This window comes from Romboutsia sp. (assembly GCF_051659545.1).
Classification (GTDB): Bacteria; Bacillota; Clostridia; order Peptostreptococcales; family Peptostreptococcaceae; genus JBOFOR01.
The window spans coordinates 1-12,737 of the sequence record NZ_JBOFOR010000077.1 but is presented as its reverse complement, the minus strand read 5'-3'; the positions used below and the strand labels follow the sequence as shown (position 1 = coordinate 12,737).

12 protein-coding genes are annotated in these 12,737 nt (G+C 28.6%); 1 reads left to right on the top strand and 11 read right to left on the bottom strand.

Annotated elements, in window-relative coordinates:
- Nucleotides 1-7 precede the first annotated feature (7 nt).
- The 11 genes from rsmB to dapF all read right to left on the bottom strand — a co-directional run bounded on the left by rsmB (nucleotide 8) and on the right by dapF (nucleotide 10,778).
- Complete coding sequence (gene rsmB / locus ACRC03_RS04415) at nucleotides 8-1,333, bottom strand: 16S rRNA (cytosine(967)-C(5))-methyltransferase RsmB (RefSeq protein WP_438651344.1); 1,326 nt, start codon at nucleotides 1,331-1,333, stop codon at nucleotides 8-10.
- A gap of 58 nt (nucleotides 1,334-1,391) precedes the next feature.
- Nucleotides 1,392-2,084, bottom strand: a complete 693-nt coding sequence (locus ACRC03_RS04410; protein ID WP_438651343.1) for a zinc metallopeptidase — start codon at nucleotides 2,082-2,084, stop codon at nucleotides 1,392-1,394.
- A 21-nt stretch (nucleotides 2,085-2,105) separates the two neighbouring features.
- Nucleotides 2,106-2,834, bottom strand: coding sequence for a DUF116 domain-containing protein (locus tag ACRC03_RS04405; protein WP_438651342.1), 729 nt, complete (start codon nucleotides 2,832-2,834; stop codon nucleotides 2,106-2,108).
- An 11-nt stretch (nucleotides 2,835-2,845) separates the two neighbouring features.
- Nucleotides 2,846-3,775, bottom strand: coding sequence for a methionyl-tRNA formyltransferase (gene fmt / locus ACRC03_RS04400; protein WP_438651341.1), 930 nt, complete (start codon nucleotides 3,773-3,775; stop codon nucleotides 2,846-2,848).
- 13 nt (nucleotides 3,776-3,788) lie between these two features.
- On the bottom strand, nucleotides 3,789-4,229 hold the full coding sequence (gene def / locus ACRC03_RS04395; RefSeq protein WP_438651340.1) for a peptide deformylase: 441 nt from the start codon (nucleotides 4,227-4,229) through the stop codon (nucleotides 3,789-3,791).
- Between the two features lie 19 nt (nucleotides 4,230-4,248).
- A complete protein-coding gene (gene priA / locus ACRC03_RS04390) occupies nucleotides 4,249-6,738 on the bottom strand; it encodes a primosomal protein N' (RefSeq protein ID WP_438651339.1) in 2,490 nt (829 codons plus the stop codon).
- A 169-nt stretch (nucleotides 6,739-6,907) separates the two neighbouring features.
- Complete coding sequence (coaBC, locus tag ACRC03_RS04385; RefSeq protein WP_438651337.1) at nucleotides 6,908-8,101, bottom strand: bifunctional phosphopantothenoylcysteine decarboxylase/phosphopantothenate--cysteine ligase CoaBC; 1,194 nt, start codon at nucleotides 8,099-8,101, stop codon at nucleotides 6,908-6,910.
- A 5-nt stretch (nucleotides 8,102-8,106) separates the two neighbouring features.
- On the bottom strand, nucleotides 8,107-8,367 hold the full coding sequence (gene rpoZ / locus ACRC03_RS04380; protein ID WP_438651335.1) for a DNA-directed RNA polymerase subunit omega: 261 nt from the start codon (nucleotides 8,365-8,367) through the stop codon (nucleotides 8,107-8,109).
- 2 nt (nucleotides 8,368-8,369) lie between these two features.
- Nucleotides 8,370-8,987, bottom strand: coding sequence for a guanylate kinase (gmk, locus tag ACRC03_RS04375; protein ID WP_438651334.1), 618 nt, complete (start codon nucleotides 8,985-8,987; stop codon nucleotides 8,370-8,372).
- 77 nt (nucleotides 8,988-9,064) lie between these two features.
- Complete coding sequence (locus ACRC03_RS04370; protein WP_438651333.1) at nucleotides 9,065-9,946, bottom strand: YicC/YloC family endoribonuclease; 882 nt, start codon at nucleotides 9,944-9,946, stop codon at nucleotides 9,065-9,067.
- Between the two features lies 1 nt (nucleotide 9,947).
- Nucleotides 9,948-10,778 carry a diaminopimelate epimerase gene (gene dapF, locus ACRC03_RS04365; protein ID WP_438651332.1) on the bottom strand — a complete coding sequence of 277 codons (831 nt, stop codon included), beginning with the start codon at nucleotides 10,776-10,778 and terminating at the stop codon, nucleotides 9,948-9,950.
- 208 nt (nucleotides 10,779-10,986) lie between these two features.
- On the opposite strand from dapF, the gene ACRC03_RS04360 reads away from it, so the two are divergent.
- Nucleotides 10,987-12,737, top strand: a 1,751-nt coding sequence (locus ACRC03_RS04360) for an Rqc2 family fibronectin-binding protein (protein WP_438651331.1), incomplete at its 3' end; no start/stop codon positions are given.

Here is a 12,737-nt window from a genome sequence, read left to right as displayed (position 1 = left end):
ATTATCACTACCTTACTCTTTTTAATTTTGATATAAAGAAGCCATCCATACCATGAATATTAGGATATATTTTCAGATATCCTTTGTTTTGATTATCTAAATCTACATTTAATTCATCTATTGCTACTAACTCAAAATTATCATTATTCTTTAAAAATTCATCGATTACATTAATATTTTCATTATCTTGAATAGTACAAGTACTATAAACTAATATACCATCTACCTTTACATATTTTGATGCATTTTCTAGTATCGAACTTTGTATTGTCGGTAAATCTTTAAGATCTGCCTTAGTCTTATATTTTATCTCAGGCTTTCTTCTTATTATCCCAAGACCTGAGCAAGGAACATCTGCTAATACATAATCAAACTTTCCAGCGTTATTCTCATCTATTTGAGAAGCATCAAAGTTTTCTACTTCTACATTTGTAAGGCCTAATCTATCAACAGCATTTTGTATAAGTTTTAATTTGTGCTCAAAAACGTCTCTTGCGATTACCTTACCTGTATTATTCATTAGTGTTGCTAGGTGAGTAGTTTTACCTCCTGGGGCACTACATACATCTAAAATTAATGAATTTTCTTTAGGATTAATTACTTTCCCTATAAGCATAGAGCTTATATCTTGTATTGTAAATAATCCATTTTTAAATAGCTCATTATTTTCAATATCTTTAAGGTTTTCAACTCTTATTGCTTCTTCTATAGTCGGTACCTTATATGCTTTTATATCTTGACTTTGTAATTTATCAATAAGCTCGTCTCTACTTATTTTTAAAGTATTAACTCTTAAGTAAAGATTTGGTTTTTCATTATTTGCTTCTAATAAATCTTCTGTAAATTCCTCACCAAAAGTTTTTGTCCAATTTTTTATTATCCAAGGACTATAAGAGTATTTTGTAGCTAAGTCCATTATTTGATTTCCTGTATCAACCTTTAAAACTTCCTCTTTACTTCTTAGTATATTCCTAAGAATTGCATTTACAAATCCTGCTGATCGATTATCATATTTTTTTACTAAATTCACAGTTTCATTAACTGATGCATAGTCTGAAATACTGTCTAGAAAAGCAATTTGATAAATTCCCATCCTTAGCAATATTTTAACATAAGTTGATAGCTTTTGCGTCTTTATCTTTGAAAGTTTATCTATAATATAATCTAAATAATATTTATTTTCTACCACTCCATATATTAGTTCTGTAGCAAGACCTCTGTCTTGATTTGTTATTTGTAAATTTCTAAAATGTTTATTAATAGCAATATTAGAATAATTATTATTATCTTCTATATCGCATAGTACTTTAAATGCTATTTCTCTAGCTTTCATAATTTTTTCTCCTTTTATTTAAACAGAAAAAGTCCTAGAATTACTAGGACAATCTCCTCTAATCATTATCTCTGTTTGCTATAGCTACTAATCTTAGTAATTGAAGTACTGCTGTAAGTGCTGCTGCTACATAAGTTAAAGCTGCCGCTGTAAGTACACTTCTACCTTGATTTAATTCTTTGCCTTCTAGTATTCCTATATTTGAAAGTTGAACCATTGCTCTGTTAGATGCATTAAATTCAACAGGTAATGTTATTATTTGGAATAATACAGAAGCTGCGAATAATAGTATACCAATCTTTAATAATGGACCTTGCATAATAAATCCTAGCATTATTAAAATCCAAGACATATTTGATGCAAAGTTTACTACTGGAACTAATGCACTTCTTAAGTTAAGAGGAGCATATCCTTTAGCATGTTGTATAGCATGACCACATTCATGTGCAGCTACTGCAACTGATGTTATAGAAGTTTCATAGTATATATCTTGAGATAATCTTAATACCTTACTTCTTGGATCATAATGATCCGATAAGCGCCCCCTTACCATCTCGATTCTAACATCATATAATCCATTTGTATCTAATATTTTTCTAGCTGTTTGCTCTCCTGTATAACCTCTTTGACTTCTTACTTTTAGGTATCTACTAGTGGTAGAGCTTACTTTAAATTGAGCATAAATTGTGAATAGTATAGCTGGAATTAGTATTATAAACGTTGGATCCCAGCCAAAACCGTATGGATACATATTAAACACTCTCCCATAAATTTATTTTGTGAAGAAACTTATTGCATCTTCTACTTCTTTTATATCTATACTTGTGTCTACACATGGACCGTTAGGCCTTTTATTAAACACACCTAAAACTGGTATTTTTTTTACATCTTGTACCCCTGAAGTTAAATCTCTTTCACAGGCTACCGCTATAACAACTTTAGGTTTGTTTTCCATAATAATCTTTCTAGCCAAGGTCCCTCCTGTAGCTACAAATATATTTACATTTAGCTTTTCCTTTAGTTGTACCAAGTTTCCTATATTACACTTACCACAATTAGCACAGTTCTTTATGTCTGTGGTAACTTTAAGCTTACAACTGTTTTTTTGTATACAATGAGGTATAAGTATTAGTATGTCTTCATGTTTAACACTATATTTTTGACTATAAATATAGCTATTGTTTAATTTTACATAAATTTTTCTTATTTCATTTTTTGGTATTCCTATAGTTGATGCTATTGAAGTTATTATAGGAAATAAAATATTCACTATTTTAAAGTTTATACTCATTAGTTTAGAATTTATTTTTCTGTCTTTAATTACACTATAAGTTATTATAGTAGAAAAAATTATCATAGTAACTAATATAGCAACCATAATATTTATTATTATTCCAAACATTTGAGCCAAACTGGATATGAAAATATTTATTATTATAGTAACTGCTAAAAGTATTGCAACTAATATAGTAACTGTAGTTAAATATTTTTTGGCTTCCATATATTTATCACCTAACCCAATACTGTATTAGGTTCTATACTATTTCCTTTTATATATTCAGATACTTGCACTCTTTTCTTGCCTGGCATCTGAATTTCTTCAATTAGTATAACTTTATTATTTGTACTTACTCTAATACCGTCTTTGTCTACTTTAAGTATAGTTCCAGGTGTTTTCTCGCTAGATTCATCTAATACCTTAGTCTTCCAAACCTTCATTGTAGCATCATTGTAGGTTGTGTATGCACTTGGCCACGGATTAACTCCTCTAACAAGATTGTGAATATCTTTAGCATCTTTATTCCAATCTATATTTCCTAATGATTTATTCATCATAGGAGCATAAGTGTGTTCTTCGTGGTTTTGTATTGTTCTAGGCGCACATCCTTTTTCTATCAAGTCTAAAGTTTCCTTTAGAGTTTGTGCTCCACTCACCATCATTTTATCATGAAGTTCTCCTGCAGTTATACTATCATCTAAGCCAAATTCCTCAGTTAATATAATATCTCCTGTATCTAGACCTTCATCCATATACATAGTAGTTACACCAGTTTTTTCTTCTCCGTTTATTATCACCCAATTTATAGGAGCTGCCCCTCTATATTTTGGTAATAAAGATACGTGTACATTTATGCATCCATACTTAGGTATATCTAGTATAGATTTTGGTAGTATTTGACCAAAAGCTACAACTACTATAACATCAGGATTAAGCTCTCTTAAAGTTTGTACAAAGCCTTCTTCCCTTGCTTTTTGTGGTTGATATACTGCTAAATCATACTTTATGGCAAGTTCTTTTACAGGCGGCATCCCTAACTTTTTACCTCTATTTTGAGGTTTGTCAGGTTGAGTTACAACACCTATTATCTCATGTTTTTCATCTATTAGTTTTTGTAGACACCCTGTTGCAATTTCAGGTGTTCCCATAAAAACAATTCTCATGTAATCACTCCTATTATTTCTCTATTTTGTCAACAAATAACACACCTTCTAAGTGGTCTATTTCGTGGCAGAAAGCTCTAGCTAAAAGTTCTTCACCTTCTATTTCAAATAATTGTCCATTTCTATCAAATGCTCTAACTTTTACATAGTAAGGTCTTTTTACAGCTCCAGATTCTCCTACAACACTTAAACAGCCTTCATCATCTATATATTCTCCTGAAGTTTCTACTATTTCTGGATTTATAAACTCTATTAAACCTTCACCTATATCTATTACTACCACTCTCTTTAATATTCCAACTTGTGGTGCTGCAAGGCCTACACCATCAGCTTCATACATTGTATCTGTCATATCTTCTAATAATTGAATTATTTTTTCATCAATTTTTTCAACCTTTTTTGCTTTTTTTCTAAGCACAGGTTCACCTATTTGAACTATCTGTCTTATTGCCATTTTATCTTTCCTCCTAAATTTATAATACACTATTTGGATTAATGTCTATCGATACATTAACATCTTTGCTAAATACAATATCTCTTTTTGTTATACATATATATTTTATTATACCCTTTAATAAATTAATTTCAATATTATCATCTTTAAATAATATTTGCCATCTATAATTTTGATTTATTTTACCTATTGAACAAGGATTTGGACCTAATATAAAGTCAAAATCATCTATCCCCCTTTGTTTTAATAGGTAAACAATTGATTCATACATGTTTTTAGCATTTTGAGTTACATTTTTTTCATTTTCTCCACTTATAACTACACTTATCATATTGTTAAATGGAGCATACCCAAATGCTTTTCTTATTTTTATTTCATCTTCAAAAAATCCTTCAAAGTCATAATTTATAGCTCTTCTTATAGCATAATGGTCTGTATCGTAGGTTTGAAGTATAACTATACCTTCTTTATCTGACCTTCCTGCTCTACCTGAAACTTGAGTTACTAATTGAAAAGTTGTTTCAAAACTTTTAAAATCAGGAAAATTAAGTATCATATCAGCTGATAATATTCCTACTAAGGTTACATTATCAAAATCTAAACCTTTACTTAACATTTGAGTTCCTATTAAAATTTGTGCTTCTTTATTTTTAAACTTATTTAAAATTTCTTCTAATGAACCTTTTTTAGAGGTTGTATCTTTATCCATTCTTAGAACTTTGTATTGAGGAAATATATTCTTTAATTCTTCTTCAATTTTTTGAGTTCCTACTCCAAAAGGTTTAACATATGTACTACTACATTCCGGGCATTCCTTTGGAATTTGTTTTTCAAATCCACAATAATGACATCTACCTATATTCTTGCTTTTGTGATAAGTCAATGATATATCGCAGTTTTCACATTGAAACACATAACCACATTTTCTACACGAAACAAAGCTCGCATATCCTCTTCTATTTAAAAATAGTATTACCTGAGTTTTATTTCTAATGGCTTCTTCTATTTGTTCCTGAAGTTTAGCACTAAATATGCTAGTGTTACCATTATTAAGTTCATTTTTCATATCTACAACTTCAATTTTAGGTAAGGGCTTTTTATTAGCTCTATTTTTTATTTCTATAAGTTCATATTCTCCATTTTTAGCTTTGTAATATTCATCTATCGATGGAGTTGCTGAACCTAATACTAAAGATACATTGTTTTTAATAGCCATAAATTTAGCTACTTCTATTGCACTAAACTTTGGATTTTTTTCTGATTTATATGATCCCTCATGAAACTCATCTATTACAATTATTCCTAAACTATTAAATGGTGCAAATAAAGCAGATCTAGCACCTATTAATATCCTTATTTTTCCGCTCTTTATAGCCTTATAAACATCGTGTTTTTGTCCTTCTGAAAGTTGACTATGAAAAACTCCTACTATGTCTCCAAATCTATTTTTAAATCTAGATATAGTTTGTGGAGTAAGTGCTATTTCAGGAACTAAAACAATACTATCCATACCTTGACTTAAAGCATACTCTATTGTTTCCATATACACTTCTGTTTTTCCACTACCTGTTACTCCGTGTAACAAATAAGGCTTTTTATTTTCTTCAAACATATTTGAAGTTATTTTATTTATAGCATATATTTGTTCTTCGTTTAGATGTATATCTTTGTGGTTAGATTTATATATACTTTCAGGTTTTCTGTAGTAATCCTTAAGTTCTAAAGTTATAATATTCTTTTCATGTAAAGATTTTATACTTGGCTTAGATACCTTTAATAATTCCATTAAGTCATTTATTTCTACGTTATCATTATTTTTCAAGAAATTTACGATTTCTTTTTGTTTAGTTCCTAGATTTATTTTATGGTTAACAATGTAATCATCAACTTCGTGTTCTTCCACAGTTAAAGCTACATAGCATAATTTCTTTTCATTTTTGTGACTTTTGTATTCCCATTTTATATCAACAATATTTTTCTTTTTTAAATTTTCTAATATATTGTTAATAGTAGAAATTTTGCCTAATTTTTCTATTTTTACTTTTCCTTTGTTTTCAATTATAGAATCAACTATGCTTTTTTGATTTTCATTTAAATTTAATATTATATTATCAAATTCACCTTTATTTAACCTTAATAATTCTTCACTTAGCTCTGCAACTTTGTAATTATTTAATTTGTATCCTTTGGGATATATTAAATTAATACAGTCCACATAAGTACATAGATACCTATTTTTCATCCAGTTTACTAGTTCTAAATCTTCAATTCTAAATATAGGTTTTTCATCAAGTACATCAACTATATCTTTAGTTCTTATGTTTTCTTCTAAATTGTTAGTAATTTCAAATACAAAAGCTTCTGTAGGTTTATTTCCCTTACCAAATGGAACTAATACTCTATGACCAATATTTATATCATCTATTAAAAATTCTGGAATCCTATATGTAAATAAGTTATCTGTATGTATAGTATTACTTCTTACAACTACTTTTGCATATCTTTCCATATCATAACCTCTATTTTTAATTTAAGTGCTTATTTTTATTTTATCTGCTCTTTAAAATTTCATAGCCAACGATACGCCTTCACATTCGTTTGAGCAACGTGTTGGCGAAACACTTCAGTTGTATGCGCTCTTTAAAAATATAAGCATCTATTAACATAGATGCTTACTTTTAAAGTAGTGATTTAACTTTATCTAAAATAACGTTAGCTACTTCTTCTTTTTTCATTTTAGGGTATTCTGTAATATTTCCGTCTTTATCTATTATTTTAACTATGTTAGTATCCACGCCAAAGCCTGCACCTTCCATTGTTAAATCATTTGCTACTATAAAGTCTAAATTTTTCTTTTTAACCTTACCTTTAGCATTTTCTAAAAGGTCATTAGTTTCAGCTGCAAAGCCTACTAATATTTTGTCCTTTTTTATTTTACCTATTTCATAGGCAATATCTTTATTTCTATCTAAACTAATAACTAAATCCTCATCAGATTTTTTTATTTTTTTATTTGAATAATTTTTAGGTTTATAATCTGCAACAGCTGCACTTTTTATAACTACTTGATTTTCTTCTAAGTTTTCTACAACTGCATTGTACATGTCCTCTGCTGATTCTATTCTTATAAGCTTTTTAAGGTTTTGAGGTGGAGTTAAATTTGTTGGCCCTGATATAAGAGTCACATTTGCTCCTCTTTCAATAGCTTCTTTCGCTATTGAATAACCCATTTTACCACTTGATCTATTGCTTATAAACCTCATAGGATCTATACTTTCTACAGTTGGTCCCGCTGTTACTATTATACTTTTTCCCTTTAAATCTTGTTCTTTAGATAGTAATTTAACTATTTCATCAACTATTACCTCTGGAGATGCCAATTTACCTTTGCCTGTATCTCCACAAGCAAGCCTTCCACTTTCCGGTTCAACAAAATCATAACCTAATTCTTTTAAGATATCTATGTTTCTTTGAACTATTGGATTTTCATACATATTTGTATTCATGGCTGGGGCTATTAGTACTTTACCTTTTGTTGCCATGACTGTTGTTGTAAGCATATCATCAGCTATTCCATTTGCCATTTTACCAATGACATTTGCTGTAGCTGGAGCTACTAAAAATACATCCGCTCTCTTAGCTAAAGATATATGTTCAACATCCCAAGTTTTAGGGTCTTCAAACATATCACAAACCACATAATTTTGACTTAATGATTGAAATGATAGCGGTGTTACAAACTCAGTTGCACTCTTAGTCATTATAACGTATACATTTACGCCTAATTTTCTAAGTCTGCTTATAACATCTAATACTTTGTATACAGCTATCCCACCACTTACACCTATTACAACAGTTTTATCTTTTAGCATGGATATTACTCCTCTTCTACAACTTGCGCTGTATGTTGTTTAGCGTGCTCTATGTCTATTTCTTCTTGAGTTAATAATCTATAAGATATTTTTCCTTCAGCAACTTCTTGAGTAGCTATACTAACTGGCTTAGTTTCCTTTTGCTTGTTTAGAACATAAATATCAGCACCATCGATTATCTCTCTCGCTCTTCTTGAAACAGTCCCTACTAAATAATATCTGTTTTCTATTTTGTTTAATACTTCATTGATTGATGGTTTTAACATGATTATAATTCCTCCTTAAATTTATCAATTATATTATTTTTATATCTAGTAACTTTATTTTTTTCAGATGATATTATACTTTCTATTTCTTTAACAGACTTTTCTAAATCATCATTTACTACAAAATAATCATAATCTACAATTCTGTTTATTTCTTCAAAGGCACAGCTAAATCTCTTGTCTATTTCTTCAACTGTTTCTGTTCCTCTTCCAACTATTCTGTTTTTTAATTCTTCAAGAGATGGCGGAAGTACAAATATAAATACTCCTTCAGGGCAAACTTCTTTTATTTGCTTTGCTCCTTGCATTTCTATTTCTAGTATTACATCTTGACCTTTTTCTAAACACTCCATTATAGCAGCTTTTGGAGTTCCATAGAAATTATCGTATATTTGAGCATATTCTAAAAATTCACTATTACCTATCATTTGTGTAAACTTATCTTTCTCTATAAAGAAATAATTTACACCATCAACTTCTCCAGTTCTTGGCTTTCTAGTTGTCGCTGATACTGAAAGTTTTATTTGGTCATTCTTTTTTAATAACTCTTTACATATTGTACCTTTTCCAGCACCTGATGGCCCTGATACAACTAATAATAGCCCGTTTTTTTTAACCATTACTCTCTTCCTTTCTCTCTTTTCGAATCTTATCTAGATATCTATATTTTAAAATCTTATGTAAAAGATTTTTTTTATTATTCTATGTTTTGAATTTGTTCTCTTATTTTTTCTAATTCACTTTTAACTTCAACTACTAAATTAGTTATGTTTATATCTGATGATTTCGAACCTATTGTATTAGTTTCTCTATTCATTTCTTGAATTAAGAAGTCTATTTTTCTTCCTATTGAGTCATTTTTTACAACAGTCTTTTTAAGTTGTTCTATATGACTTTCAAATCTTACTATTTCTTCTGTTATACTACTTTTATCTGCGTATATAGCCACTTCTTGTGCTAATCTATTTGGGTCTATTATGCTAGGGTCTTCTAACATTTCACTTATTCTATTATTTAACTTTTCCTTATAGTCAATAACAACATTATATGAATACTTTTCAATTTCTTCAATATATTTTTTTAGAAGGTCACATCTCATTATAACATCCTCTGCTAATTTTTTACCTTCTTCACTTCTCATTTCTTTTAACTTTGTTAAAGACTCTTCTAGTGCTTTTTTAAACATTGACCATAATAGTTCTTCATCTTCTTCTTTTTCTTCACTTTTAACTACATCTGGAAACTTAGCTACATTCATAACACTTATGTCGTCTACTAAATCAAATTTATCTTTTATTTGCTTTAGTATATTTACGTATTCTCCAGCTAATGCCTCATCAAATTTTAAGTTTACATCTTCACTACCTATTAAGTCAAGCTTTATGTATAGATCAACTCTTCCTCTTTTTACGTAGTCTTTAATTAATATTCTAGCTTTGTCTTCTAAGAATGATATTTTTCTAGGAAGACGTATATTAATATCTGCATATTTATGATTTATAGTCTTACATTCAACTAAAAAATAATAGTTATCATCCTTATATTCTCCTCTTCCGAAGCCCGTCATACTTATTGCCATATTATACCTCCAAAATTCCTTCGCATATTTTTTTACTAGGTCCTGTCATATAAATGAATTCATCTATATCTATTTTTACACATCCGCCTTCTGATGTAACACTTACACTTTTTTCAGTTTTTCCTAAAAAGTTTGATATTATAGCACTTGCAGTCATTCCTGTTCCACATCCTAGCGTATATCCGCATCCTCTTTCCCAGGTATAAACTGATATGTTCTTATTATCTTCTATTTTTACAAAATTTACATTAGTCCCTTTAGGAAAAATATTATTTTTTTCTATTTCTTTTCCATATTTATGTACTTCTTCTTTATTAAGCTCGTCTACAAATATTACAGTATGAGGAACTCCCATTAATATAGAACTTACTTTAAATTCTTTATCTAATATACTAATCTTTTCCTCTATGAAATTTTCTTTTTCTGTAAGTACAGGAACATCCTTAGCTAAAAAACTTCCTTTTCCCATATTTACTTTTATACTTTCTATTTCCCCGTCCTTAAGATTAACATTTATATTTTTTATTCCATCTAATGTAGCAACTTGAAATTCTTCTTTTTTAACAATATTATTGTCATAAACAAACTTTACAAAACACCTTAATCCATTTCCACACATTGCAGCTCTTGAACCATCCGCATTGTAATATACCATTTCAACATCTGTAGTCTCTGATTTTTTTACTACTAATAGGCCATCTGCTCCAACAGAAAATCTTCTATGGCATACTTTTTTAGCTAAGTTGGAGTACTCAAAACTTTGTTTATTATCAAATCTACCATCTATTGCTATGAAATCATTACCTATTCCATGTAATTTCCAAAAATTCACAGTTAATCCCCCTCTATAAATTTAAGTTACTAACTTACTATTATACAATATTTTAACTAGAAAAGGAAATTATAAAGTATAGTTATATTATAAAATATAGATAATAGCTTTTATACTGATTACAATATATAGTCTACACTATTCACAATATATAAATATTGTGTAATAATAAATTTAATACAGCTTTATAACCGAAAGGAGAGATATTATGGCTTTAGATGGTTTAGTAATACATTCTATAGTAAATGAATTATCATCAAAGCTTCTAGGAGGTAAAATTGATAAAGTTTATCAACCTGAAGATGATGAAATAATTTTACATATAAGAAATAATAAAGAAAACTTTAAGTTAGTCTTAAGCTCTAGCGCTTCTATTCCTAGAGTTTACTTAGCAAGTAATTATAAAAAAGAAAATCCTATGAGTGCACCTATGTTTTGTATGTTATTTAGAAAATATATACAGAGCGGAAATATTGTAGACATTTCTCAAGTTGGATTTGAAAGAATAATAAAAATAAGTGTTGAATCTTACAATGAATTAAAAGAAAAAACTACTAAAGATATTTATGTAGAAATAATGGGAAGACATAGTAATATTATTCTTACTCATTCTTTAGATAATAAAATTATTGACTCTGCAAAAAGAATTCCTCCGAGTATAAGTAGAGTTCGTCAATTATTACCTGGTCACACTTATTTTCTTCCACCTGAACAAAATAAGTTAAGTCCTATTGATAATATTTCTAAGGATGATTTTACAAATACTTTAAATAACTTTGACGGACCCTTATTTAAAGCTATTTACTCTAAGTTCTTGGGAATTAGCCCTACTATAGCTAAAGAAATAGTTTTTAGAGCTAATCTACAAGATAATTTATCTACAAATGAATTAAGTTCAGAGGACTATTGTTCTGTTTTTAATGTATTTTCTAGCTTATTTGATAATATAAAAAACAACATTTATAATCCTTGCATAGTGTTGGACAAAAGTATTGATAAAGTTATTGATTTTAGTTGTATTGAATTAACTTTATTTAAAGATTTATCATATATACACGATGAGAGTATGTCTAAAATATTAGAAGACTACTACAGGACTAAAGATGCAAAGGATAGAATACATCAACGTTCTTCTGATTTAAGAAAAAGTATATCTATTAAACTAGATAGACTTTATAACAAGCTACATAAGCAAGAAGATGAATTAAAAGAGTCTGAAACTGCAGATATATATAAAGTGAGAGGTGAATTAATTACTTCTTATATATATATGATTGAAAAAGGTATGGAAAGTGTTGAGGTTGCTAATTTTTACGACCCAGACTACAAACCTGTAAAAGTTTCATTAAATAAGAATCTTACACCTTCTGAAAATGCTCAAAAATACTTTAAAAAGTACAGTAAAATGAAAACTGCTAAAATAGAAGTAACTCATCAGATAGAAATAAGTAAGGAAGAAGTAGATTACTTAGAAAATATATTACTAAGTATAGAAAACTGTGAGAATTTAGCTGAACTTTTAGACATAAGAGAAGAGTTAATAAAAGTCGGTTACTTAAAATCTTCAAATAAAAATAAAAAAGAAACTAAGCTTACTACTAATCCTAATGAGTTTATGAGTTCTGATGGATTTAAAATACTTGTCGGAAAAAATAATAAGCAAAATGACCATCTTACTTTGAAAGTAGCTGATAATGATGATATTTGGATGCATACTAAGAATATCCCTGGTTCTCACGTTATAATAAAAACTGACGGAAAAGATGTCCCAGATGAAACAATACTTGAAGGTGCTATGCTTGCTGCCTTCTTTAGTAAAGCTAAATTATCTTCTCAAGTACCTGTTGATTATACTAAAAAGAAGAATATCAAAAAGCCTAATGGAGCTAAGCCTGGTATGGTGATTTATGAAACTAATAGTACGGTTTATGTTACTCCTAGTGAAGAGTTAGTTACAAA